The sequence below is a fragment of the Pseudomonas sp. B21-059 genome, from assembly GCF_026016285.1.
Lineage (GTDB): Bacteria > Pseudomonadota > Gammaproteobacteria > Pseudomonadales > Pseudomonadaceae > Aquipseudomonas > Aquipseudomonas danubii.
Window position 1 is genome coordinate 1,615,359 of record NZ_CP087201.1, and the last position, 24,195, is coordinate 1,639,553.

The window sequence follows — 24,195 nt, forward strand, 5'->3', positions numbered from 1 at the left end:
TCGTCAGCGGTGAATTCCATCAGCGACACCCAGGGATTTTTTTCATCAAGAATAAAAGTCGGAGTACCGTCATGTCTGAAAAAACGCCTGTCATCATCACTTGTGCTGTCACCGGGGCGATTCATACCCCGTCCATGTCGCCGCACCTGCCGATCACCGCCGCAGAAATCGCCGCCGAGGCCATCGCTGCGGCCCAAGCCGGTGCGGCCATCGTGCACCTGCATGCCCGAGACCCGGAGGACGGGCGGCCGAGCCAGGACCCCGAGCTGTTCCGGCGCTTCCTGCCGCAGATCAAGGCGGCCTGCGACGTGGTGATCAACCTCACCACCGGTGGTGCCCCCACGATGGGCGTCGAGGAGCGCCTGCAGCCGGTGCTGGAATTCAAGCCGGAGCTGGCCTCGTTGAACATGGGCTCGATGAACTTCGGCCTGTACGAAATGCTCAACCGCTTCACCGAGTTCAAGCACGACTGGGAGCGGCCGTACCTGGAGGAGAGCGACGACCGGATCTTCCGCAATACCTTCCGCGATATCGCCCATATCCTCAGCGCCTGTGCCGAGAATCGCACCCGCTTCGAGATCGAGTGCTACGACATCGGCCACCTGTATACCGCGGCGCATTTCCTTGAGCGCGGCCTGCTCAAGGCGCCGCTGTTCATCCAGTCGGTGTTCGGCCTGCGGGGCGGCATCGGTGGTCATCCCGAGGACCTGGCGCACATGCGTCGCACCGCCGACCGGCTGTTTGGCGATGCCTATCACTGGTCGATCCTCGGCGCCGGGCGCAACCAGATTCCCCTGGCCACCATGGGCCTGGCCATGGGCAGCCATGCCCGGGTCGGCCTGGAGGACTCGCTGTGGGATGGCCCCGGCAAACTGGCGGCCAGCAACGCCGATCAGGTGCGGCGCATTCGCACGGTCATCGAAGCCCTGGGCGGTCGTGTGGCGACCCCGGATGAAGCCCGGGCCCTGCTCGGGCTCAAGGGGCGTGAGCACGTCGCGTTCTGACCCTTGAAGGTCCGTGTCAGCGGCCCTGGCTCCAGGCCCGCTGACGATCCCGCATAACAACTACAAAGGGATATGCCCCATGAACACTGCAACCACTGCAGCGCCCCGGGACTCGCAACAGCTGACCCGCCTGATGTTTCTCAAACTCATGCCGCTGTTGATCGCGGCCTATGTCCTGAGCTTTCTCGACCGCACCAACATCGCCCTGGCCAAGCATCAACTGGATGTGGACCTGGGGATTTCCGCCGCCGCCTATGGCCTGGGTGCCGGGTTGTTCTTCCTCACCTATGCGCTGTCCGAGGTGCCCAGCAACCTGATCATGCACAAGGTCGGCGCGCGCTTCTGGATTGCCCGGATCATGGTCACGTGGGGGCTGATCTCCGCCGCCATGGCCTTCGTCCAGGGCGAGACCTCCTTCTATGTACTGCGCCTGCTGCTGGGGATCGCCGAAGCCGGCCTGTTTCCCGGGGTCATGCTGTACCTGACCTACTGGTTCGACCGCCGGCAACGGGCCCGGGCTACCGGCTATTTCCTGCTGGGGGTGTGCCTGGCCAATATCATCGGCGGTCCGCTGGGCGCCGCGCTGATGAAGATGGACGGCTTGCTGGGCTGGCATGGCTGGCAGTGGATGTTCCTGCTCGAAGGGCTGCCGGCGGTGTTCTTCGCCTGGGTGGTCTGGCGGCGCCTGCCGGACCGTCCAAGCCGCGCGCCCTGGTTGAGCGCCGAGGAGGCCCGGGGTATCGAGCAGCGCCTGGCCGACGAAGCCGATGAGGGGGCAGGGCAGGGCGGGCATTCGTTCCGGCAGTGCTTTACGCCGCAGATCCTGCTGGCGATCTTTGTCTACTTCTGCCACCAGATCACCATCTACACCGTGATCTTTTTCCTCCCCAGCATCATCGGCAAGTACGGCAGCCTGAGCCTGATGAGCGTCGGCCTGCTGACCTCCTTGCCGTGGATCGTCGCGGCGCTGGGGGCGATCAGCCTGCCACGGCTGGCCACCAGCGCGCAGCGGGCCCGGCGCTTGCTGGTCTGCGGCTTGCTGACGATGGCGGCCGGGCTGCTGATTGCGGCCTTTTCCGGGCCGGTGTTCAGCCTGCTGGGGTTCTGCGTGGCGGCGCTGATGTTCTTTGTGGTGCAGTCGATCATCTTCCTGTACCCGGCGTCACGGCTCAAAGGTGCGGCCCTGGCGGGAGGCCTGGGCTTTGTGAACTCCTGCGGACTGTTGGGCGGTTTTGTCGGCCCCTCGGTGATGGGGGCGATCGAGATGAGCACCGGCGATGCCATGAACGGCCTCAAGGCCATTGCCCTGGTGCTACTGGTGGCGGCACTGGCGGCCTTGCGCTTGCGTCAGGGCCAGGAAGACCCGCGTCCGGTGCGCCCCATGGCCGCAGTTGCGCACCCAGTTTCGGGGCGCTCAAACGCGTTGTGAGCGCTTGCAGCACAGGCTGCGTTGTCGAGAGCTCTGGCCAAACGCCCGGTGCAATGCACCGGGCGTTTTTCGTTGGGCGGATGTTCGGGGCTTGTCCAGCACTTAGGTCCGTAACCGGCCGACCGTCACTTGATCAGTTGGTTACAGCGCCGAATCTCTGTCGTATATCGCGTGTTTGCAGTCTATGGGGCTCTATATAAGAAGTGTCTTATTTATTGGCTGTTTTTAGTGTGTTTAGTGGTTTTTAAGTAGTACAAGTTTCCGAGAAAAATCTTGTTCATTTAGAGAGTGCTCCTCGTTACGTGAGGATTGGTCGTTATTCTAAAAGAAGAGGGCAGTCGGTATCGTAATGTCCGCTCTGGATGGAATGCAGATGCCTTTTGTCAATATGCATTTTATTGTGGGCGAGAGCGGTTGGTCGAGGTTGTTGTGGTGTTCAACTCATGTCTCGTTGGCTCGAAGTTCAGCAAGGCTGTACGTCTCGGGAGGGCGAAGTTGTTTTGAATACTGTGCTCTTAGACGGTTTTTAATAATAGGGAATCAGATGAAACTTAAATCTTTTGCATCCATGGCGACCTCCGGGTTGCTGCTTGCGGCACTGACTCCGGCATTGAGCTACGCAGAAACCGGTCTCAACTCCGGCAACGTGAAGTTCGAAGGCCTGATCTCCAGTGTCAGTTGCAAGGTTCAGGTCGATGCCAACGAATCCGGAGCGAACACCGGCACGGTCAAGTTCGGCAACGTCCTGCCTTCGGTTTTCACCGGTGGCGTCGGCACGGCTTCCGAGTTCAAGGAATTCAACATCAACCTCAGTGGCGGCGGCTGCACCGACGGCTCCAAAGCCGCCGTCAGCTTCCACAAGGATGGTTTCATTGATAACGCCACCGGCAACCTGCGTCTGATCGACAGCGGTTCCGGTTCGGCCTCGGGCGTGCAGATCCAGATTCACAACAACGGCGCCACGCCGGGGAAAATCGACCTGTCGGAAAACAACAATCAGCAGGTTGCCGAAGTTATCGGTAACAAGGCCGTGCTGAAGTTCAAGGCCTCTTATGTGGCGGTCAGCGACACAATCGTTGAAGGTCGTGCCGACTCCAATATCAACTTCGATGTGACGTACAACTGACATCTGTCAGTTACATAAGGAGTTGCTCATGGCGCCGAGAGCGCATGTATTTAAAACGTTCGTTATCGGCGCCCTCTTCCTGAGTTTGTTCTCTTCGGTAGTCAATGCGGAAATAGTCATTCATGGCACTCGTGTGGTTTATCCGGCGAGTGCGCGTGATGTGACACTGAGAATGAATAATCCAGGCGGTATGCCGATATTGGTTCAGGCCTGGATTGATGATGGTGATGCCAGTAAGGCGCCGGAAGAAATGAAAGTGCCCTTTCAACTTACACCGGCACTCAGTCGCCTGGAGCCCAATGCCGCGGCGGTGCTGCGTATTGGTTATTCGAAAGAACCGTTACCCGCTGATCGTGAGTCACTGTACTGGCTGAACATTCTGGAAGTTCCGCCCCAACAGAAACAGGATGAAAACCGATTGGCCTTTACCTTCCGTCATCGGATCAAGTTGTTCTTTCGCCCTGCGGACTTGAAGGTCGATGTCAACTCGGCGGTGGGAAAACTCAGTTGGAAGTTTGAGCCCGCGGGAGTGGCCAAAGACCAGGCCGCAGGTCCGGTCGTCCAGGTATCCAATCCAACGCCTTACTACCTGTCTTTCAGCAAGGTCGAGGTGCAAGTGCAAGGACGCACCGTCGACCTGGGGGCCGGGATGGTCGCGCCTTTTGGTCGGGAGTCCTTCGCCTGGCCGGCAGGCGCTGAAAGAGCGCCACGCAATGCGGCTGTGCGCTTTGAAGTAGTCAATGACTTCGGTGGCCGGGTGCCGCTTGAAAAGAACCTTCTCTAGTTGCCCTGTTAATTCAACTCCGCTCTTGGCCCTGGTTATTAAACGCTGAGTGCATTGGTATCGATTATGTTCAGTGTGCGGCCCTTTTGGCTGGGTTTTCCTGTGCTTGCGCGAGTCTGTCCTGGCGATGGTCCGGCCCGGCTCTTGCGAGCACTGTCGGTGCTGGCCGGGCTGCTGGGGCTGGCGGCTCCTGTGGCTGCCCAGCCGACGACCGCTGATCAAGCCGTGCTGTCGGAGGTGTCCGGCGACACGCCGCAGAACAGCCCGGTGTTCTTCGATACCCAGATGTTGTTCAAGGGGCCGGGAACCCTCATCGACACGCAGCGCTTCGAGCGTGCGGGTTACGTGGCGCCGGGCAAGTACCTGCTGGATGTGCGGGTCAGTGGCGCCTGGCGCGGGCTGATCGAGATCGAATTGCGCGAAAGCGCTGACCCCCAGGGCAGCCAGCCCTGCTACGACCGCGAGTTGCTCACGCAACTGGGCATCGACCTGCACAAAGCCGACGCTGCGCTGGCGCCTGCCAGCCATCCGCTGCAAGGCGATGGCCTGTTCTGCGGGGACCTTGCCAGTTACATCCCCCACGTCACCACCAGGGTCAACATGGCCGAACAGCAGCTTGAGCTCTCGGTTCCACAGCTGTTCGTGCTGCCTGAAGTCGCCTCCAGCTATGTCGATCCGGCCAGTTGGGACTCGGGCATCAACGCTGCCCGGCTGAACTACAGCACCAACCTGTTCAGCTCCCAGAGCCGTGGCCAGCGCAGTACCAACGGTTATGCCGGATTGAGCATGGGCCTGAACCTGGGAAACCTGCGCCTGCGTCACAGCGGCACCTTGTCCTGGTCGCCCGACAGCGGCAGCGATTATCAGCGGGGCTACATCTACGGCCAGACCGACCTGACCGACTGGCGTTCGCAATTACTGGTGGGGGAGAGCGTGACCGATTCCGAGCTGTTCGATTCGGTGTCGTTTCGCGGGGTCAAGTTGTTCAGCGATGAACGCATGCTGCCCACCACCCAGCGCTATTTCGCCCCGGTGGTGCGCGGCACGGCCAATACCAACGCCAAGGTCACGGTGCAGCAGCGTGGTTACCTGGTGTATGAAACCACCGTTGCCCCAGGCCCCTTCGAGATTGCCGACCTGCAGGCCGCCAGCTTTGGTGGTGACCTGGAGGTGACGGTCACCGAGGCCGATGGCCGTACCCAGCGTTTTACCGTGCCCTTTGCCACCATGGCCCGCCACCTGCGTCCCGGCGTCACCCGCTACAGCCTGACCGGCGGTCAGGTGATCAGGGCCGGAGGGCGTGGCCTGCACCAGTATGTGGCCCAGGGCACCCTGCAACGCGGGCTGGACAACCGGGTCACCGGTTATGCCGGTGCCTCGCTCACCGGCAGCTACATGGCCGGCCTGATCGGCGCGGCGCTGAACACCGAGCTCGGTGGTTTCGGTCTCGACCTGACCCAGTCCCGCACCCAGGTGCCGCGCAATGGCAACCTGCAGGGCACCAGCCTGCGTCTTTCCTACAGCAAGAACCTGCATGACAGCGGCACCCAGTTCTCGTTGCTGGCTTATCGCTATTCCACCCGGGGCTACCTGAGCCTGCGGGACGCCATCGACCTTGAGGACTTCGTCAACCGAGGCGCGCGCTTCGAAGACTTCGCCCGGGTCCGCGATCGGCTGGATGTGACGATCAACCAGCGGGTGGATGGCATCGGCGGTAACTTTTACCTCAACGGCTCCTCCCTCAACTACTGGAACAGCCGCGGTCAGGCCCGCAACTACGCCATGGGCTACAACCACCAGTGGCGCGGCCTCAGCTATGCCCTAAGCGTCCAGCGTACCCAGGGTTCGAGCCAGTTCTCGGGGCGTCGCACCCGCAGTGAGAACACCTTGTGGAGCCTCAGTCTGTCGCTGCCCCTGGGGGGCGTCGCCGGGCGTTCCACCCTGGCCAATGCCTTTGCCAGTCACGACCAGAATTCCGGTGCCCGTTTCTCCAGTGGCATTTCCGGTTCACTGGGCGAGCACGACACGGCGTCCTATGGCGTCTCGGTGTCCCATGATGCCCAGCCGCGGGAAACTTCGACCAACGCCAACCTGAGCTACTACCTGCCGCAGGTGACCCTGAGTTCGAGCCTGTCCCAGGGCCGTGACTATCGGGCCCAGTCGCTGGGTGCCTCCGGCGGCATGCTCCTGCATTCCGGGGGCCTGACCCTGTCCCAGACCCTGAGTGAAACCGCAGCCCTGGTGCATGCCCCCCATGCCAGGGGCGCCAGTGTCGGTTACGCCGGTACGCAGGTGGACGGACAAGGTTATGCGGTGCTGCCGAGCCTGGCGCCCTATCAGCTCAATACCGTGGACCTGGACCCCAGCGGCATGGATGAGGATGTCGAACTGCAGGTCAGTTCGCGCAATGTCGCGCCCCGGGCGGGGGCCGTGGTCAGGCTGTCCTACCCGACCCGCAAGGCCCGGGCGTTTCTGATCGACAGCCGGCAGGCCGATGGCGCGCCGCTGCCCTTTGCCGCCAGTGCCCTGGACGCCGACAGCGGCGAGGAGCTGGGGGCGGTGGGGCAGGGCAGTCGCCTGGTGCTGCGCAGCGAGAAGGACCGGGGCCGCATCCGTGTGCAGTGGGGCGAAGGACCTGGCGAGCAGTGCCTGATCGACTATGTATTGCCGGCGCCCGCGGCGCAGCCGGGCAACGATTCGCTTCTGCTCGACTTGCCGTGTCACCGCTGGGCGCAGCAGAGCGCCATCACCACGGAGCCTGCATCTTGAGTAGCCGTCTTGCTGGTGTGGTGCGTTGCGTGTGCCTGTTGGCGGCGGTGCTGCTGTTCAGTCAGGGCGTGCGCGCCGATCTGTCGATTGTCGGCACGCGCTTTATCTATCCCCAGGGGCTGGCGGCCTTGAGCATCCGGGTCGGCAATCTCGGGACGGCGCCGCTGCTGCTGCAGACCTGGCTGGACAAGGGCGATGCCTCGGTCGATCCGAGCCGGCTGGCGGTGCCATTCGTGCTTTCGCCCCCGCTGTCGCGGCTTGATCCGCAGCAGAGCTCCGTCCTGTCGCTGCGTTACAGCGGTGAGCCGCTGCCTGCCGATCGCGAGTCGGTGTTCTGGCTCAACTTTCTGGAAGTGCCGTCCCTGCGGCCTTTGAGCAGCAACCAGCTGAGCCTGAGCTACCGCCTGCGCATGAAGCTGCTGTATCGCCCCAAGGGCCTGCCGGGTCGCGCCGACGAGGCGGCGCGCCAGCTGCGCTGGAGCCTGCAGATGGCGGCGCAGGCGGCTGGGGCTGCGCTGCTCAGCGTGAGCAATCCGACGCCGTACTACGTGTCCCTGGCTCGGGTGGATGTGGGCGACCCAGGCCAACCCATGACTGTGCAGGGCATCACCGTCGAGCCGTTCGGCTCGGCGCGCCTGCCTTTGTCCGCCGCGCCGGTGTTGAGCGGCGGCGCGGCAGAAATTCGATACCAAGTGGTTTTAGACAGCGGGGAGACGCTGAGTGGAAGTGTGCAAGTACAGCTGTAGTGGTGCGCCAGCCGGACTGTCGGTTGGTGTGGGCAAGGGGCGAGGTCCGGAGCGGGCGCGAGTGCCGTTGGCGCGGCGGCCGGTGATGTTGCTGGCGCTGTTGTTGCCTGTGCTGGCGCAGGCCCAGATGCGGGTTCAGGTGCCCAGCGCCGGACAGGCCATACGGGATATCGAAGCCACCCAGCCGGCGCTGCCGCCGCCCACCGATGACGTGCAACTGGATGTGCCCAAGGCCGAGCGGTCGACATCGGCTGCGGATACTTCTGGGGTGCGCTTGCAGGTCAAGGCTTTCGTCATCGAGGGCAATCAAGTGTTCAGCGATCAGGACCTGCAGCCGCTGCTGGACGATCTGCGCGGGCGGGAACTCGACCTTGACGGTTTGCGTGACGCGGCGCAGCGCATCACCGCCCATTACCAGCAACAGGGCTACCTGCTGGCCCGGGCCTTCTTGCCGGCTCAGGAAATCGATGGCGGCGTGGTGCGCATCGAGGTCATGGAAGGTCGCTATGGCCGGGTCGAGCTGAGCAACCAGTCCCGTGCCCGGGATGGCGTGCTCCGTGGGCCGCTGGCCGCACTGGACGATGGCGCGGCGGTCAACAGCGCGGACCTTGAGCGCAGCCTGCTGCTGCTTAACGATCTGCCCGGGGTCCGGGTCAAGGGCACGTTGCGTGCGGGACAGGCCCCCGGCACCAGCGATCTGCTGGTGGAGGCACAGCCCGGTCCCTGGGCCAGTGGCAGCCTGGAGGCGGACAACTTCGGCGGCTACCACACCGGCGAGTTCCGCCTGGGGGGCAGCTTCAACCTCAACAACCCCCTGGGCCTGGGGGACCAGCTCAATGTGCGCCTGTTGGGCAGTGACCGCGACCAGCGCTACTGGCGCAGCGCCTATCAGCTGCCCCTCGGGCCCTGGTCGACCCGGGTCGGCGCGGCCTATTCGCACATGAGCTACGAGCTCAACAGAAAGCGTTTGAAGAAGCTGCAGATCAATGGCCAGGCCAGTGTCCAGAGCCTGTTCCTCGCTCAGCCGATCCTGCGCGGGCGGACCTTCGACCTGAGTGCGCAACTGCAGTACGAGAACAAGCAACTGCGCGACGACATCGACCTGCTTGAGCTGAGCAAGCGCAAGCACATCGAGTTGTGGACCCTGAGCCTGGGCGGCAACCGTCAGGACCGGTTCCTCGGCGGTGGCTACAACCAGTTCAGCCTGTCCTACGGCTCCGGCCGCCTGACCTTCGATGACGCCTTTGAGCAGCGCCTGGATCGCTATAGCGCTGCCACCGGCGGCGGCTTCGCCAAGACCAACCTGCAGGTTGCGCGGCTGCAGCGCCTGGGCAACCGCTTCCAGCTCTATGCCCAAGTCAATGCCCAGTGGACCTCGGCCAACCTCGACAGCTCGGAAAAGATGGGGCTGGGCGGCCCCTACGGCGTGCGCGCCTATCCCCTGAGCGCCGGTATTGGCGACCAGGGCTGGCAGGCCGGCCTGGAGCTGAGCTACGCCCTGGCACCCGGCTGGCAGCTCAGCCTGTTTGCCGACAAGGGCTATGTGCAGGTCAACCGCCTGCCCTGGACGAGCGAAATCAATACCCAGCGCCTGCAAGCGGCGGGGCTGGGGGCACGCTGGAGCGGCGATCAGCGGCAACTCAACCTGACCAGTGCCTGGCCCCTGGATAACCAGAAGGCCGGGGACGGTCCCGAGCGCACCCCACGGATCTGGGTCAGCGCGACACAGTTTTTCTGAAGGCCTGCGCGTGCTTTGGAAGTAGTGCCGTTCTGCGAAAAACAGCAGAGCGTTTAAACGTCAATAAGGAGTCATTGTGAATAAGATTTATGCGTTGGTATGGAACCAGGCCCAAGGTCGCTGGAGCGTGACGTGCGAGGGCGCGCGGCGCCGGCGTCGCAGTGGTGGGCGCAAGGGGTTGCTGGTGATGGCAGCCGGCTTGCTTGCCCTGGGAGGACTGACGCCGGCGATGGCGTTGCCCCAAGGAGGCACGCCGGTTTCCGGCAGTGCCAATTATGACGTCTATGGCAACGACCTGGTGATCAATCAAAAGACCGACAAGCTGGTCACCAACTGGACCGAGTTCAACATCGCCGCCGATCAGTCGGTGACCTTCAACCAGCCGGGACGCGACTCCATCGCCCTGAACCGGGTGACCGGCTTCAAGGCCAGCAACATTCAGGGCGCGCTGAACGCCAACGGCCAGGTGTTTCTGATCAACCCCAACGGTGTGCTGATCGGCCAGGGTGCGCAGGTCAACGTGGGCGGCCTGGTGGCCTCTACCCGTGGCATCAGTGATGAGGATTTCGCCAACGCTCGCTACCAGTTCTCCGGAAAATCGGCGGTGGAAGTGATCAACGACGGCAAGATCACTGCCGCCGAGGGCGGCTACGTGGCGCTGCTGGGCGCGCGGGTGCGCAACAATGGCGAAATCGTTGCCAATGGAGGAGCCGTGGCACTGGCGGCTGGTAACGACTTCACCCTGAGCCTGGGTAACGACAATCTGATCAGCTTGCAGATTAACGCTGCCGCCGCGGATGCGTTGGCGCAGAACACGTCGTTGCTCAAGGCCGATGGCGGTCAGGTGCTGATGCTGGCCAAGAGCGCCAATGCGCTGACTCAGGCGGTGGTCAACAACCAGGGCGTGATCGAGGCCAATACCCTGTCCAACAAGGATGGGCGCATTGTTCTGGACGGTGGCGAGCGTGGCGTGGTCAATGTGGGAGGGAAATTGACGGCCAAGGCCGAATCCAGCTACGGCGACGGCGGTACGGTGCAGACATCGGGCGCGGTCACCCGAGTCGAGCTCAATGCCGAGGTCGATACCAGCTCCAGGAACAATCGCGCCGGCACCTGGGTCATCGAGTCCAACGAGGTCAAGGTGGGTTCGACGGGCGTGGCTGGCAGCCCGACCCTGGTCAACAGCACGCTCTCCCAGAACCTGAACAACACCAACGTTCATCTGCGTAGCCGCAATGGCGATGTGGCGGTGGACGCTGCGGTGGAGTGGAAAAGCGGCAACCAACTGACCCTGACCTCCGCCAAGGACGTCAAGGTCAATCAACGGATCAACGCCACGGGTGACAAGTCGCGTCTGGAATTGAACGCCGACAAGTCGGTCCGGCTCGACAATCACGTGAGCCTCACCGGCGTCAACAACAGCCTGGGGGTCAATCATGGCGAGCAACTGGTCGTGGGCAACCAGGGCCTGGTGACCTTGTCTGGAGATAACGCCGGGTTTGACGCCAATGGCAAGCAGCACAAAGTGATCCAGAACAGCCAGCAGTTGCAGGCCATCGGCAACAAGCTCGATGACCACTATGTCCTGGGCAATCAGATCAAGGGATCAGGGACCATCAACTCCATTGGCGGCGATGAGCTGTTCACCGGCTCGCTCAATGGTCTGGGCAATACCATCAGTGGCTTCACCATCGACAGTTCGGGCCTGTACGCCGGATTGTTCGGCCAGTCCTCGGGCACCATCAGCGATCTGAAGCTGGCCTCGATCACCGTCAACGGGCAAAACAGCGCGAAGGGTTTCAGTGAAATCGGCGGCCTGGTGGGGCGTAATAGCGGCAGCATCGCTCGGGTCAGTGCCCGTGATATGCAGGTCAACGCCAAGAGCGGCCAGCGCAACAAGCTGGGCGGCCTGGTGGGGGTCAACTACGGCGGTTCGATCAAGGACTCTTCGGTAGCGGGTTCGCTGTACGGCGGCGCCCATACCGCGGCCATCGGCGGCGTGGCCGGGGAAAACCGCTTCGGTCTTGTCAACACCGGCATCATCAGCGGCAGTTCCAGTCATGTCGATATCACTACCCATATGCATAGGCAGATCATGGGCGCCGCCGGTGGGCTGGTGGGAGTCAATAATGGCGCGGTGATTATCAATTCGTCGAGCAAGGGCTCCGTCGGTACTTACAACCCGTTCTACAAGGGGCTGTATCTGGGCGGGTTGGTGGGTAATAACCAGAACGGCACCATTACCGGCTCCAGTTCTTCGGCGACCGTGCATGGCTCGCTGGGTAGCCATATTGGCGGCCTGGTCGGGGTCAACCGGTCTGGCACCATCAGCGGTTCCAGTGCCAGCGGCAATGTCTATGGGGTGGGCACTGAGGCGGCCGGCGGGTTGGTCGGCTCGCAGCAGAACCAAAGTGTGCTGAGCAACGTCCAGGCCTCCGGGAATGTCATTGACCGCGCTGGCGTGAATCTGGGGGGACTGGTAGGAAAGAGCGATGACAGCACGATCCGCGGTTACATCGAGGCCAAGGGACAGGTCAAAGGCGGATTGAAGGCCAACGTCGGCGGCCTGGTCGGCAGCAACATCGGTGGGCTCATCTACGATGCCAAAGCGCTTGGCGCGGTGGAGGGCTATGCCAGCAGTAATATTGGCGGCCTGGTGGGCTACAACGATGGCGACCTGATCTCGGTTGAGGCCCATGGCAAGGTATTTGGCGATACCTACAGCTCGGTGGGGGGACTGGTGGGTACTAACACCAACTACTCCAACCACGTCATCGAGCGTGCAGTGGCGACGGGCGACGTCCATGGAACCTGGCACAGCAAGGTGGGTGGCCTGGTCGGCGACAACCAGTCGCGGATCGTCAACTCCGAATCCCATAGCAAGGTCAGTGGCGGCTGGCGTGCCACCCTGGGTGGCCTGGTGGGCGTGAACGAGGGGCAGATCCAAGGCTCGAAATCCACCGTCAAGGTCGATACCGTCTTGCACTACTTCCAGACCTCCGATGATCAGGTCGGCATCAACCAAGGTACCTACTCTAAGGCCCGCGTTCCCGACAGTCTGACGCGGTTTGCCAGCCTGACGGAGTAAGTATCGTCCGTAAAACCTCGGCCCGGCTGCCAGGGACTGTCCCTGGCACGCCGGGCACTGCAACCTATCCACTATCGATTGGCGGGCTCCCGGGGCGCTCTAGCGCGCCAGGGGCCGGCATGGAAAAAGAGGCAATGACCGATGAGTGACTCATGGCTCAGGCTCCTCACCGATGGGCGACGGCCCGGTCTGTTGATTCGCGCGATCATCCTGATGCTGTCCTGCCTGCAAGGCAGCTTACCGGCGTATGCCGCTAAGAGTGGCATGGCCCAAGGCTGCGCATTCAGTAGCTATGACGGCTCTGCCCAAGACTGGGTCGAGATCACGCCATTGACCCGCAGCACGCCAGTGGGGTCCGTATTGCAGCAGCGTCACGTGAACCCGATCATCGAATACACCACCGAAGAGTCTGAATCCCAGGAGTGGCATGAATTGGTGGCCGCTGCGCATTTGCCGGGGGTGAGATTTCCCGACGGCATCATTCCGACCAATATCGATGGCATCAGCCTCAAGGTGACGGCCTATCCGTCCGGCTCGGACCCTCATGTCCTCACGGGCAATTTCTATCCCCGGGTACTGGAAAAGTACATCGTGGAGCATTCAAGTGCCGCGTTGAAAAAGGTAGTCACGGCCTACGTGTATTCGCTGATCCTGACCCGGCCCGCCGATGAGTTGCCCAAGGGCGCGCTGGTGGTCAACAGCTTGAGCGGCGCCCAGGTGGCGCTGTACGCGCTGGATCTGGACAAGGGGGCGGTGACGGTAGGGCAACACTTGCTGGACCTGCCGCAGCAGGACAACCGGGATCGGTGTTCGAAACAACTGTTGCTCAGCGAACAGGATCTGCTGGGCGCCGAAGGCGTCAAGTTCGCCGCCAAGTGCCAGGTGGTCACCCGCAACGTTACGCTGCGTCTGGGCAGTCCCTCGGCCCATGACTTTCCCACGCTGGGCTCGACTTCGCCGCCCTCGGCCGTGGCCAGGCTTGAGGTCAACGACTGCTCGTTCAACAGCCTGCCGAAGGTCTCGTTCAGCGCCGAACCCGCCTCGCGCTGCGACCCGACAGGGATCCTGGGGCTGACTCAATCGGCTCAGGATCAGGGGCGGTCCGTCGCCAAGGGCGTCGGCATCGTCATGTTCAATGAGCAGATTCCGCGCATTCATTGCAATGGCACTCAATACGCCATGGAGCGCCTGTTGGGCAGCGATAGCGCCAGCTTCAGCTTTCGCGCCCAGTACATTCGCACGGGGCCGATCACTGAGGGGGCAGCCAACAGCAGCGCCCAGTTCAACTTCACCTTCGACTGAAGCACCGGCCGCAGGCCTCGGGTGTTTACCTGGACGCCGGCCCACAGGCCTTTCTACACTGACCTCCGTCTGGGGACCGGGGGAGCACCGATGAATCGCAATGAACTGCGCAAGGCCGACATCAACCTGATGGTGGTGTTCGAGGCGTTGATGCTGGAACGCAATGTCACCCGGGTAGCGGAGAAGCTGTTTCTCGGCCAGCCCACCATCAGCTCCGCCCTCAACCGTTTGCGGGCGATGTTCAACGATCCGCTGTTCATCCGCGTCGGCCATCGCATGGAGCCCACGGCGCGTGCCGAGCAGCTTATCCAGCACCTGTCGCCGGCCCTTGACGCGCTGTCCTCGGCCCTGAGCCTGACCCACGATTTCGATCCCGCCAGCAGCACCATGACCTTCCGTATCGGCCTGTCCGACGACGTCGAGTTCGGCCTGCTGCCGCCCTTGCTGCGAGCCCTGCGCCAGGAAGCACCGCAGGTGGTGGTCGTGGTGCAGCACGTGGACTACTGGCGGATTCCCGACTTGCTGGCCTCCGGCGACATCACCGTCGGCATCAGCCAGACCCGGGGCCTGCCGGCCAATGCCAAGCGCAAGCTGTTGCGGCACATTCAGCCCTGCTTGCTGCGGGCCGACGCCAGCGACACGCCGCTGACCCTCGATGAGTACTGTGCGCGGCCCCATGTGCTGGTATCCCACACCGCCAATGTCGCAGGCTTCGCCGATGAGTGGCTGGCGGAGATCGGCCGCACCCGTCAGGTCGTGCTGTCGGTGCCGCAGTACAGTTCTTTGCCGGCCCTGCTGGCCGGGACCAAGCTGATCGCCAGCCTGCCCGACTACGCCGCTGCGGCCATGGCCGCCTCGGGGCAGCTGTACTGCGAGCCGTTTCCGTTCAAGACCCCAACCCTGGACCTGTCCATGGTCTGGCTCAGCCATGTCGACACCGACCCCGCCGAGCGCTGGCTGCGCTCGCGCCTGGAAGCCTTCATGAGCGAGCGGGCGCCCCTCGCGAGCTAATCGTGCTTTGTAGCCGCTGCCGCAGGCTGCGATGGACCGCGCAGTGGGCCCGAAACCGGCCCATGCGGTCTGCCTGGCGGATCGCGTGGGCGGCCTTGCCCGTCCTGCGGACTGGGTCGCAGCCTGCGGCAGCGGCTACAGCGGCGCAGTGAACGGAGGCCGCCAGCTTGGCATAGGCACAGGCGGCTGCTTTGCTGTGTGGATCGTCTGTTGAAACATTGATCGGTGGAGTGTGCCCATGAGTCGTTCCCGTTCCCTGTTGCGTGGGCGTGGCAGCCACGACAGCGGCAAGGTTGGCATGGTCGAGCTGTTCTTCGACCTGGTGTTCGTGTTCGCTGTGACCCAGTTGTCCCATTCCCTGCTGGCCCATCTGTCCCTGGGCGGGGCGCTGCAGGTCGCGTTGCTGATGGTGGCGGTGTGGTGGGTGTGGATCTTCACGTCGTGGATCACCAACTGGCTGGACCCGGAAACCCTGCCGATCCGCCTTGGGCTGTTTGTGCTGATGGTGGCGGGGTTGCTGCTGTCGTCGTCGATTCCCCAGGCCTTCGGTGAGCGCGGCCTGCTGTTTGCCGGCGCCTATGTGTTCATGCAGGTGGGCCGCACCGCCTATGCCCTGTGGGCGGTGCGCGGCGAGCCGTTGAACATGACCCGCAACTTCCAGCGCATCCTGTTGTGGCTGATGTTCTCGGGGGTTTTCTGGATCACCGGCGGCCTGCTGGAGGGCCCGCAGCGGCTGGCCTTGTGGGGGCTGGCCCTGGCCATCGAAGTGCTGTCGCCGTCGCTGTATTTCTGGGTGCCGGGGCTGGGGCGTTCGACCCTGGCCGACTGGAATGTGGAAGGCAATCACATGGCCGAGCGCTGCGGCCTGTTCGTGATCATCGCCCTGGGAGAATCGCTGCTGGTGACCGGTGCCACCTTCGCCGAGCTGACCACCAGCGCCCAGGGGCTGCTGGGGTTCGTGGTGGCGGTGCTGGGCAGCATCGCCATGTGGTGGGTGTATTTCGACAGTGGCGCCGAGCGTGCCCACCACCGTATCGCTCATTCCGACGACCCGGGGCGTCAGGCGCGCATCGCCTACACCTATCTGCACCTGCTGATCGTGGCGGGGATCATTGTCAGTGCCGTGGCCGATGAGCTGGTGCTGATGCACCCGGAGCACGCCAGCCCGGCCGGGGTGCTGGTGATAGTCGGTGGTCCCTGGCTGTTCCTCCTGGGCTGCGCCCTGTTCAAGTGGGTGATGAACGATCGGCCGTTGCCGCCGCTGTCGCACCTGGCCGGGCTCGCGGTGCTGTTGCTGTTGTTGCCGGCCGCCTGGAATCAGCTGTTTTCCGCTCTGGCCCTGGGCAGCCTGACCACCTTGGTGATGGTGCTCGTGGCCGCCTGGGAAACCCTGGCCCTGCGCGAGCGGGCAGCGACGGCGGGGCAATGAGGCCAGCGGATAATGCAAGCGCGAGGTCGGGCCTTGTGTAGTATGGAGCGCCTTTTCCCCTGACAGACCAGGAGTTCTGCCATGCCGCACCTGCATATGGAATACACCGCCAACCTGCCCCAGCTGGACGTCGACAAGGCGCTGCTGCGGCTCAATCACGGGCTGGTGGCCTCCGGGCAGTTTGCCGATGAGTTCGATATCAAGAGCCGGGCAGTGAAGGTCGAGTCGTTCCGGGTGGGTACCGGCCTGGGTGAGCGGGCCTTTGTCCACGTCAAGTTGGCCCTGCTCAGCGGCCGCTCGCCAGAGATCAAGAAGCAATTGTCCGACAGCCTGCTGGCCCTGCTGCAGGACCTGGCGCCCTGGCCGGCTGAGCTGGCGGTGCAGTTGTGCGTGGAGATTATCGACATCGACCGCGCGTCCTACAGCAAGGCGGCTGTCGGTCTCTGATGGGGGCAGGGCCTAAAGCAGGCCCGGTTCGGCGCAGACCTTGACCACCTGTTCGCGGAACCAGGTCTGCGCGCTGTCCTGATCGGTGTTCTGGTTCCATTGCATGTCCAGGGTGAACCCCGGCAGGCCGCTGGGGGCCTCGCAATGGTTGAACACCGCTTCGTTGGCCAGCAAGGCCTGGATGCGTCGGGGCAGGGTCAGGATGAAGTCGGTGCCGGTGATCATTTTCAGCGCTGCGCTGTAGCTGTTGGAGCGGGCGACGATCTGCCGCTTGTGCGCCTGGCGGGCCAGCCAGCCATCCACCATGTTGCTGTCCGACGTCCAGGGCGTAGGAAAAACGTGGCGCCGTTCGATGAACGATTGCAGGCTGAAACGCGGCTCCTTGGGCGGTGTGGCGCGCTTGTCGAAGACGCACACCAGATCGTCCTCCAGCAGCATCTGCGACTTGAAGTCGGCATGGCTGCGATGGAAGTTCGGACCAAAGCAGATCACCAGGTCAATGCTGCCGTCACGCAGCTCCTCGGCAGGAATGTCGCTCTCAAGCTTCTGCACATTGACCGTCACCGGCAGGTCGGCGTAGTCGAACCCCTTGAGCAGGCGCGGCAGGATCAGCAGCTCGAAGTATTCCGGGGCGCAGAGGTTGAAGGTCACGGCCTGGCGGGTCGGATCGAAGGCCGGTACGCCGCTGTGGCACAGATTGATGCTTTCCAGGATCTTCAGCACGTGGCTATACATGCTGGTGGCTTTGTAGGTCGGGCGCATGCCGGTGCGGGTATTGATGAACAGCTCGTCCTCGAAGCCATTGCGCAGTTTCTTCAGGCAGTAGCTGACAGTCGACTGACTGACGCACAGGGTTTCCGATACCCCGGTGACACTGCTTTGCTCGTACACCGCGATAAAGACCATCAGGTCCTGCATGTCGAGTTTTCTGAGCACGTTGCTGATGAGCATCTGTTCCATCCCGCTGAGCACCTGGCGCCGGTGGCGCACAAACCGGGTCGATGCTAGCGGAACGATCGTCCTAATCAAATGCCCGGGGTGGGGATTCGCGGACAGCATCCGGACATTAAATTCCGATAACACGACCTGCGCAGTTTCTCGCAGAATAATGTCCCCTGTCTCAGGGTCATTTCAGGCCATGGCTGCCCCGGGACGGCTGCCGCGCACCAGACCGAACATGCCCAGGGCCACCAGCAGAGCACCGAGCCCTTCTCCCAGGAGCGGACGCTGGCCCAGCCACAACCAGTGGAACAGGGTGAGGAACAGGGTGCTCAGGTAGATGTAGGAAATCACCGTGGAAGGGGCGATGACGCCTATGGCCCGGTGCAACAGCCAGAAGGTCGCCAGGGTTGCGAACAGGGCCAGGTACAGCAGCCACAGCAGGTCGTTGCTGCCGAGCAGGGCGGCGCTGCGCCAGCCGCCGCTGACCAGGCTGGCGGCAAACAGGAACAGCGCACCGAAGAGCATGTTCCAGAACGTCATGGCGGCCGGGCTGCGGCCTTGCAGGCTGCGAGCCTTGAAGCGCTGGCTGAGGGGCGAGTAGGCCGCCATGGCCAGGCAGCCCAGGGCATAGACCGCCATGGCATACAGGGAGGGCAACTGCCCCGGCGCGCCCCCCTTGAGCACCAACAGCAAGGCCCCGGCGCCGGCCACCAGCATCGGCAGCAGGCGGCGTTGCTGGCTGCCGCCGGGCAACAGCCAGCCTTCGAACGCCAGGGTCAGCAGCGGCACCAGGGTGAACAGGGTGCCGGTGTTGACCGCCGAGGTGTAGCGCAGGGCTTCGAACAGCGAGCCAAAGTACAGCGCCAGCAGCAGGCCCAGTACCGCGTGGGCGCCCAATCCGGCCCGGGTCGGCGCCGCAGCGCCCTGGAACCACAGCAAGGGCACGAACATCAGTGCCGAGAACAACAGGCGCAGGGCGGTCAGCAGCACCGGATCGATGGCCTGGCTGACCTGGGCAGCGGCGAAGAACGAGGCGGCGATCAGCGCTGCCCAGAGCAGCATGCCGAGGTTGGCTTGGGTGAAACTCACAGGGTTCATGCAGGCCTCCCGGGCCGATGCTCAGCGGATGTGCCGGGCGTAATGCCGAGGGTCGAAGCGCAGCACCATGAGGATCATCACCCCCATCACTGCCGTCAGTGACCACCAGGCCCATTCGAAACTGCCCAACTGGTCGCGGATCATCCCCGCCAGTAGCGGTGACAGGCCGGCGATCAGGTAGCCGATGCCCTGCACGAACGCGGTCAGGCCGCCGGCCCGGCGCGGGTCGGGCAAGTGGTCCAGGGACACGATCAGGCTCATGGGAAACAGTCCGCCAATGCCCAGGCCCAGCAGGCACGGCCAGAGCAGGCTCAGGTATTGCGGGCTGAGGATCAGGCCGCAAAAGCCGGCGATGATCAGCACCAGCAGGGCCACCAGCACTCGGCGCCGATCCTGGCTGCGGTTGGCGATGGCCGGGGTGACCAGCCCGGAAATCACTTCCATGGCGGTGAGAAAGCCCAGCAGCAGGCCGGCGTTCTGTTCGCTCCAGCCGTTCTCCACGTAGTAGGGCGCCAGCCACGCCAGCACGCAGGTGTAGGACGCGGTGCCAAGACCGAAGAACACCGCCAGCAGCCAGGCCCGGCGATTGCCGCTGAAGGACTCACGCCCGCCGCCGGCGGCCGGCAGGCTAGGCAGTGAACGGCGCTGGGCGGACCAGAACACCAGGGCCAGCAGGGCCAGGCCGGCCCAGATCGCCAGGGCCAGGCGCCAACTGCCGCTGTGGTTCATCACCAGTGGGGCGAAGGACGCCGCGATGGCCGCGCCGCCCATGATCGAGGTGACATACAGGCCCATGAACAGCGAGACGTTATCGGCAAAACGCGACTTGATCAGGGCCGGCATCAGCGCCTGGATCAGGGCGATGCCGACACCGGCCAGCACGGCGCTGAGAATCAGCTCCGCCGCCGAGCCCATGAACAACCGCGAGACCGTGGCCAGCCCGATGATCAGCAAGGACAGGACCACCGTGCGGTGTTCGCCCAGGCGCTGACTGATGGCCATGCCGAAGAACATCGCCAGGCCCATGGCCATGACCGGCAACATGGTCAGCAGCGACGCCAGGCTGAAACTCAGCGGGACATCGCCACGGATGCCCGACAGCAGAGGGCCGACGGCGGCCATCGACGGCCGCAGGTTGAGGGCCACCAGGACCACGCTGACCATCAGCCAGAGCGCGGGACGGGAACTTGCACGAACGTTTTCCATAACCAGACCTTCAAGGAACAGGGGCTGATTAGGCGGCGAGGGGGACAGTCGGGGCAAATCAGAAAGTCCGCAGTGTTATTTAAAAACTAAATATCACTGCGGACCTGTAACCGCTGCCATAGGCTGCGATTCGGTGCGCAGGACGGGGCAAACCGGGCGCCGCGGTTTATCGGTAAGGCCCGGTGCCTCGTTGCGACCCGGCGCCGCCTGCAGCGGCGGCGACTAGGCATGGTGGATCAGAACGGTTTGGTTGGCAGGTACTTGCCATCCAGGGTGATTACCGCGCGGGAACCACCTTCCGGGTCTTCGACCTTCTTGATGTCCAGCTTGAAGTTGATGGCGCTGATGATGCCGTCGCCGAACTGCTCGTGCACCAGGGCCTTGAGGGTCGAGCCGTAGACCTGGAGCATTTCATAGAAGCGGTAGACGGTCGGGTCGGTGGGGATGCCGCCGGCGATGCTGCCCCGCAGGGGAATGCTCTGCAGCAGGCGGCTGGCGTCCTGGTCCAGGCCGAGTTTTTCGCATACCCGATCGGCAGCAGCAGCGGGCAGGGCATGCTGGCCCAGCAGGGCGGCGGTGACGAAGGCCAGGCTCAGCCCGGTACCGTCGGCAAGGTCCTGCCACGACAGGTTCTGGCGCGCCTTGGCGTCGATGATGGTGTCGGCCAGGGCCAGGCGTGGAGCTTGGGCGAATTGAGATTGCAGCATGGGTCTGTTCCTCTTGGGGGATGAAAGGGGGTGTTCAGGCAGCGGTTGAAGCGTGGCTGGCCAGGGCGCAGGTCTGCGGGTGTTCGGTCAGGGAGACAAAGCGCTGGCTGTTGCCGTCGAGGGCGGCGATGGCGCCGCGCTCGATGTCATACACCCAGCCATGCAGGTTCAGCCGGCCCTGTTGCAGGGCCAGGGCCACCGAAGGATGAGTCTTGAGGTTCGCCAACTGGGCGATCACGTTGTCACGCACCAGGGCGTCCAGGTGCTCGGCGGGGGAGGCATGCTGGCGGGCGGCGTTGATCACCTTGGCCGACTCGGCGTGGCGCAGCCAGTTGGCCACGGCGGGCAGGTGATCGAGGCATTTGCAGGTGGAGATGGCGGTCATTGCGCCGCAGTCGGAATGGCCGCAGATGACGATGTCGCTCACCCCCAGCACCGCTACCGCGTATTCCACGGTGGCCGACACACCGCCGGGTTCCGGGCCGTAGCTGGGGACGATGTTGCCGGCGTTGCGAATCACGAACAGGTCGCCGGGCTCCTGCTGGGTCAGCAGCTCGGGAACGACCCGACTGTCGGAGCAGGTGACGAACAGGGTGCCGGGGCTCTGCTTGTTGGCCAACTGCCTGAACAGCTCGCTGCGTTGCACAAAGGCCTCGCGCTGGAACTTGAGGAAGCCGTCGATGATGTTCTGCATGGGAGTCTCCTTGCGTCGCTGATGGGGCAAGGATGGAAGTGTTCGGCTATAGCGTCCAAGACCGGTTTATTATGCTTTCCATAAGTCCCGCCTATAGTTGGAGCCGTCATGCTCTTGCGTCATATCCGTTACCTGCTGGCCGTGGCCGAGCATTGCAATTTCACCCGTGCCGCCGAGGCGCTGCATGTTTCCCAGCCGACCTTGTCGCAACAGATCAAACAGTTGGAGGAGTCCCTGGGGGCGCCGTTGTTCGACCGCTCCGGACGCAGCGTGCGTCTCACCGATGCCGGTCAGGCCTATGTCGTCTATGCGCGCCGCGCCCTGCAGGACCTGCAGGCGGCCAAGCGGGCGATCCATGATGTGCAGGACCTGAGTCGCGGTTCACTGCGCCTGGCGCTGACCCCGACCTTCACTGCCTACCTCACCGGCCCCTTGCTCAGCCGCTTCAACCAGCAGTACCCGGGGATCGACCTGAGCCTTGAGGAAATGACCCAGGATCGCCTGGAAGCAGCCCTGGCCGAGGACCGCCTGGACCTGGGGATCGCCTTTGCCGGCGAACACCTGGCGGACATCCACAGCCAGCCGCTGTTCACCGAAACCCTGAGCCTGATGGTCGGCCTGCACTATCCGCAGCAGGGCCAGCAACCCTTGAGTGCCTCGGCCCTGGCTCGTCATTCCCTGGTGCTGCTCAGCGCCGACTTTGCCACGCGCCAGCATATCGACCTGTATTGCCGGCAACAGGGCATTGCGCCGCGTATCGCCATCGAGGCCAATTCGGTGAGTGGGATTGTCGAGATCGTGCGCCGCGGGCCGTTGGCGACCCTGCTTCCGAGTGCCATCGCCCGCGAGCAGCCGGGCTTGCGGGCATTGGCCTTGCAATCACCCCCGGCGCCCCGCAGCGTGGTGCTGCTGGAACGCCGGGGTGTCTATCGCAGCGCCGCCTGCCAGGCCTTTCGGCAGATGCTGCTGGACCAGGACTACGGCGCCGCCAGCCACTGATTCACCACCTGGTCATAGGCGCCGGTAGCCTTGCTCAGGTGCAGCCACTGGTCGACATAGCTTTTCCAGGCCATGTCATCCCGAGGCAGGAGAAAGGCCTTCTCGCTGTATTGCAGGTAGCGCTCGGGGTTGACCGCGCACAGCCCCGGCTTGTGCTTCTGCTGGAAGCGCGCCTCCGAGGCGTCGGTGATCATCACGTCGGCCTGCTTGGTCAGCAACTGATCGAAGATTTTCACGTTGTCGGCGAACAGGATCAGCTCGGCCTTGGGCACATGGGCCCGGGCGAAGACTTCGTTGGTGCCACCCGGTGGTTCGATCAGGCGCACCGAGGGCTGGTTGATCTGCTCCAGGGTTGCATAGCGCTTGAGGTCCTGGCAGCGCACCAGGGGAATCTTGCCGTCAATCCCCAGGGGCTGGCTGAAGAAGGCTTTTTTCTGCCGCTCCAGGGAGACGGAAATACCCCCGACGGCGATATCGCATTGCTGGCTCTGGAAGTCCGCCATCAGGGTCTTCCAGGTGGTATTGATCCACTTCACCCGGACCCCGAGGCTTTTCGCCAGGGATTCGGCCATGTCGATGTCGATGCCTTCGTAGTGGCCATCGTCGCGCAGGTAGCTGTAGGGCTTGTAGTCGCCGGTGGTGCAGACCGTGAGGTGGCCACGTTCGAGTACCTGGTCCAGACGGGAGGTCGGGTCCTGGGCGAAGCTGAGGGCGGGGGCACTGAGGCCGAGCAGAGTGCAGAGCAAGAGGCGGGGCAGCATGGGTCGTTCCTTGAAGTGAAGGGCGGGACGCGGTGCCGAAGCATTATTGGCATCGGCCCTGGGTCGGGCAAGGGTGGCCTGGTGCCCCGCCTGGACAAAACCGCTCGAGGGCTTTCGACCTTTTTTTCACGAACGACTGGTTAACCTGTGGCTTCTGGATACCTACAAGAGTTCGCCAGTCATGTCGTCCCATCCCCCACCATCCATCGAGCTGGAGTTCGCCCGGCGCTATGATCAGGAGCACGCCCGGGTCTGCGGCGAGCCCCGGCCTGCCGGGCTTGCCGCGCGCCTGGCGCTGTGGCGCACGGTGCGCCTGGTACGCCATGCCCTGAAAGCGGCCGGCGAGCCGGGACTGATCCTGGATGTGGCCTGTGGTGCCGGGCGTTACTGGCCGGTACTGGCCGAACATGGCAACCGGGTGATCCTGGCGTCGGACCCTTCCCAGGACATGCTCAATCATGCCCAGACCCATCACCCGGCCAGCCTGCTGCAACGGGTCAAGACCTTGCACAGCTCGGCGTTCGACATCGGTCTGTCGGCCAATGCGGTGGACAGCATCATCTGCATGCAACTGTTTGCCCATGTGACCCGCAGCGAGGATCGCCTGGCGCTGCTGCGGGAGTTTCATCGGGTCAGCCGTGATTCGGTGATCCTCGCGACCCGGGTCGAGCCGTTGTTCAAGCACCTGGCCACTGCGCGGGGAGAGTCCGCGGCGTCACTGGCGATCGGCAGGGTGCAGTTGGAAGGCGAGTTCAAGCAGGCCGGTTTCGAGGTCGTGAGCCAGCAGGATTTTCTGCCCGGCTGTGGGGCGGCGCGGGTCTATGTCCTTAGAAAACCCAGCTGATTGCGACTCTCGGACTATTCTTGCCGTCCGACATAAGGTTTCGCACTTGCTCTTGTCGGGTGAATGCTCAG

Annotated in this window: 20 protein-coding genes; 14 read left to right on the forward strand and 6 right to left on the reverse strand. The window is 63.5% G+C overall.

What is annotated here, in order from left to right:
- Positions 1-71: 71 nt before the first annotated feature.
- From LOY69_RS07350 to LOY69_RS07405, 12 genes are all read left to right on the forward strand, one after another.
- Complete coding sequence (locus LOY69_RS07350; protein WP_170001335.1) at positions 72-1,004, forward strand: 3-keto-5-aminohexanoate cleavage protein; 933 nt, start codon at positions 72-74, stop codon at positions 1,002-1,004.
- 79 nt (positions 1,005-1,083) lie between these two features.
- On the forward strand, positions 1,084-2,433 hold the full coding sequence (locus LOY69_RS07355; RefSeq protein WP_253083907.1) for an MFS transporter: 1,350 nt from the start codon (positions 1,084-1,086) through the stop codon (positions 2,431-2,433).
- A gap of 544 nt (positions 2,434-2,977) precedes the next feature.
- Positions 2,978-3,559, forward strand: coding sequence for a fimbrial protein (locus tag LOY69_RS07360; protein ID WP_170001334.1), 582 nt, complete (start codon positions 2,978-2,980; stop codon positions 3,557-3,559).
- A gap of 28 nt (positions 3,560-3,587) precedes the next feature.
- Positions 3,588-4,343, forward strand: a complete 756-nt coding sequence (locus LOY69_RS07365; RefSeq protein WP_265074325.1) for a molecular chaperone — start codon at positions 3,588-3,590, stop codon at positions 4,341-4,343.
- A 144-nt stretch (positions 4,344-4,487) separates the two neighbouring features.
- A complete protein-coding gene (locus tag LOY69_RS07370; RefSeq protein WP_320110045.1) occupies positions 4,488-7,112 on the forward strand; it encodes a fimbria/pilus outer membrane usher protein in 2,625 nt (874 codons plus the stop codon).
- Positions 7,109-7,858 carry a fimbria/pilus periplasmic chaperone gene (locus tag LOY69_RS07375; protein WP_258381419.1) on the forward strand — a complete coding sequence of 250 codons (750 nt, stop codon included), beginning with the start codon at positions 7,109-7,111 and terminating at the stop codon, positions 7,856-7,858. Before LOY69_RS07370 ends, LOY69_RS07375 begins: the two co-directional genes overlap by 4 nt.
- Before the next feature lie 85 nt (positions 7,859-7,943).
- Positions 7,944-9,596, forward strand: coding sequence for a ShlB/FhaC/HecB family hemolysin secretion/activation protein (locus LOY69_RS07380; protein WP_265074880.1), 1,653 nt, complete (start codon positions 7,944-7,946; stop codon positions 9,594-9,596).
- A 76-nt stretch (positions 9,597-9,672) separates the two neighbouring features.
- On the forward strand, positions 9,673-12,684 hold the full coding sequence (locus LOY69_RS07385) for a GLUG motif-containing protein (protein WP_110595084.1): 3,012 nt from the start codon (positions 9,673-9,675) through the stop codon (positions 12,682-12,684).
- A 141-nt stretch (positions 12,685-12,825) separates the two neighbouring features.
- Positions 12,826-13,986 carry a fimbrial protein gene (locus tag LOY69_RS07390; protein WP_265074326.1) on the forward strand — a complete coding sequence of 387 codons (1,161 nt, stop codon included), beginning with the start codon at positions 12,826-12,828 and terminating at the stop codon, positions 13,984-13,986.
- Positions 13,987-14,076: 90 nt separating this feature from the next.
- Positions 14,077-14,997, forward strand: a complete 921-nt coding sequence (locus LOY69_RS07395) for a LysR substrate-binding domain-containing protein (RefSeq protein ID WP_102861622.1) — start codon at positions 14,077-14,079, stop codon at positions 14,995-14,997.
- Positions 14,998-15,235: 238 nt separating this feature from the next.
- Positions 15,236-16,426 carry a low temperature requirement protein A gene (locus tag LOY69_RS07400; protein WP_265074327.1) on the forward strand — a complete coding sequence of 397 codons (1,191 nt, stop codon included), beginning with the start codon at positions 15,236-15,238 and terminating at the stop codon, positions 16,424-16,426.
- Positions 16,427-16,507: 81 nt separating this feature from the next.
- Complete coding sequence (locus tag LOY69_RS07405) at positions 16,508-16,873, forward strand: 5-carboxymethyl-2-hydroxymuconate Delta-isomerase (protein WP_102878737.1); 366 nt, start codon at positions 16,508-16,510, stop codon at positions 16,871-16,873.
- Positions 16,874-16,885: 12 nt separating this feature from the next.
- Here LOY69_RS07405 and LOY69_RS07410 read toward each other — a convergent pair whose 3' ends face one another.
- The 5 genes from LOY69_RS07410 to LOY69_RS07430 form a co-directional block, all read right to left on the reverse strand.
- Positions 16,886-17,824: a LysR family transcriptional regulator gene (locus LOY69_RS07410; protein ID WP_102879086.1), complete on the reverse strand. Its 939-nt coding sequence runs from the start codon at positions 17,822-17,824 to the stop codon at positions 16,886-16,888.
- A 180-nt stretch (positions 17,825-18,004) separates the two neighbouring features.
- A complete protein-coding gene (locus LOY69_RS07415) occupies positions 18,005-18,913 on the reverse strand; it encodes a DMT family transporter (RefSeq protein WP_110651915.1) in 909 nt (302 codons plus the stop codon).
- Between the two features lie 21 nt (positions 18,914-18,934).
- Positions 18,935-20,119, reverse strand: coding sequence for a cyanate transporter (locus LOY69_RS07420; RefSeq protein WP_110651916.1), 1,185 nt, complete (start codon positions 20,117-20,119; stop codon positions 18,935-18,937).
- A gap of 236 nt (positions 20,120-20,355) precedes the next feature.
- A complete protein-coding gene (gene cynS, locus LOY69_RS07425) occupies positions 20,356-20,826 on the reverse strand; it encodes a cyanase (protein ID WP_110595090.1) in 471 nt (156 codons plus the stop codon).
- Positions 20,827-20,860: 34 nt separating this feature from the next.
- Positions 20,861-21,520: a carbonic anhydrase gene (locus LOY69_RS07430; protein WP_265074328.1), complete on the reverse strand. Its 660-nt coding sequence runs from the start codon at positions 21,518-21,520 to the stop codon at positions 20,861-20,863.
- 108 nt (positions 21,521-21,628) lie between these two features.
- On the opposite strand from LOY69_RS07430, the gene cynR reads away from it, so the two are divergent.
- On the forward strand, positions 21,629-22,519 hold the full coding sequence (gene cynR / locus LOY69_RS07435; protein WP_265074329.1) for a transcriptional regulator CynR: 891 nt from the start codon (positions 21,629-21,631) through the stop codon (positions 22,517-22,519).
- Here cynR and LOY69_RS07440 read toward each other — a convergent pair.
- The gene (locus tag LOY69_RS07440; RefSeq protein ID WP_110595093.1) at positions 22,498-23,280 is read right to left on the reverse strand and encodes a transporter substrate-binding domain-containing protein; all 783 of its coding nucleotides are present in this window, start codon (positions 23,278-23,280) and stop codon (positions 22,498-22,500) included. The two genes, cynR and LOY69_RS07440, sit on opposite strands and share 22 nt — an antisense overlap.
- Before the next feature lie 181 nt (positions 23,281-23,461).
- Between LOY69_RS07440 and LOY69_RS07445 the strand changes: the two genes are divergently transcribed.
- The gene (locus LOY69_RS07445; RefSeq protein WP_110595094.1) at positions 23,462-24,124 is read left to right on the forward strand and encodes a class I SAM-dependent methyltransferase; all 663 of its coding nucleotides are present in this window, start codon (positions 23,462-23,464) and stop codon (positions 24,122-24,124) included.
- Positions 24,125-24,195 lie beyond the last annotated feature (71 nt).

Bases quoted from the DNA above. Each gene is read 5' to 3' on its own strand.
- LOY69_RS07445 (WP_110595094.1), top strand. From the start codon at position 23,462: ATGTCGTCCCATCCCCCACCATCCATCGAGCTGGAGTTCGCCCGGCGC.
- LOY69_RS07430 (WP_265074328.1), bottom strand. From the start codon at position 21,520: ATGCAGAACATCATCGACGGCTTCCTCAAGTTCCAGCGCGAGGCCTTT.
- LOY69_RS07415 (WP_110651915.1), bottom strand. From the start codon at position 18,913: ATGAACCCTGTGAGTTTCACCCAAGCCAACCTCGGCATGCTGCTCTGG.
- LOY69_RS07350 (WP_170001335.1), top strand. From the start codon at position 72: ATGTCTGAAAAAACGCCTGTCATCATCACTTGTGCTGTCACCGGGGCG.
- LOY69_RS07380 (WP_265074880.1), top strand. From the start codon at position 7,944: ATGTTGCTGGCGCTGTTGTTGCCTGTGCTGGCGCAGGCCCAGATGCGG.
- cynS (WP_110595090.1), bottom strand. From the start codon at position 20,826: ATGCTGCAATCTCAATTCGCCCAAGCTCCACGCCTGGCCCTGGCCGAC.
- LOY69_RS07440 (WP_110595093.1), bottom strand. From the start codon at position 23,280: ATGCTGCCCCGCCTCTTGCTCTGCACTCTGCTCGGCCTCAGTGCCCCC.
- LOY69_RS07390 (WP_265074326.1), top strand. From the start codon at position 12,826: ATGAGTGACTCATGGCTCAGGCTCCTCACCGATGGGCGACGGCCCGGT.
- cynR (WP_265074329.1), top strand. From the start codon at position 21,629: ATGCTCTTGCGTCATATCCGTTACCTGCTGGCCGTGGCCGAGCATTGC.
- LOY69_RS07395 (WP_102861622.1), top strand. From the start codon at position 14,077: ATGAATCGCAATGAACTGCGCAAGGCCGACATCAACCTGATGGTGGTG.
- LOY69_RS07400 (WP_265074327.1), top strand. From the start codon at position 15,236: ATGAGTCGTTCCCGTTCCCTGTTGCGTGGGCGTGGCAGCCACGACAGC.
- LOY69_RS07365 (WP_265074325.1), top strand. From the start codon at position 3,588: ATGGCGCCGAGAGCGCATGTATTTAAAACGTTCGTTATCGGCGCCCTC.
- LOY69_RS07420 (WP_110651916.1), bottom strand. From the start codon at position 20,119: ATGGAAAACGTTCGTGCAAGTTCCCGTCCCGCGCTCTGGCTGATGGTC.
- LOY69_RS07355 (WP_253083907.1), top strand. From the start codon at position 1,084: ATGAACACTGCAACCACTGCAGCGCCCCGGGACTCGCAACAGCTGACC.
- LOY69_RS07410 (WP_102879086.1), bottom strand. From the start codon at position 17,824: ATGCTCATCAGCAACGTGCTCAGAAAACTCGACATGCAGGACCTGATG.
- LOY69_RS07360 (WP_170001334.1), top strand. From the start codon at position 2,978: ATGAAACTTAAATCTTTTGCATCCATGGCGACCTCCGGGTTGCTGCTT.
- LOY69_RS07405 (WP_102878737.1), top strand. From the start codon at position 16,508: ATGCCGCACCTGCATATGGAATACACCGCCAACCTGCCCCAGCTGGAC.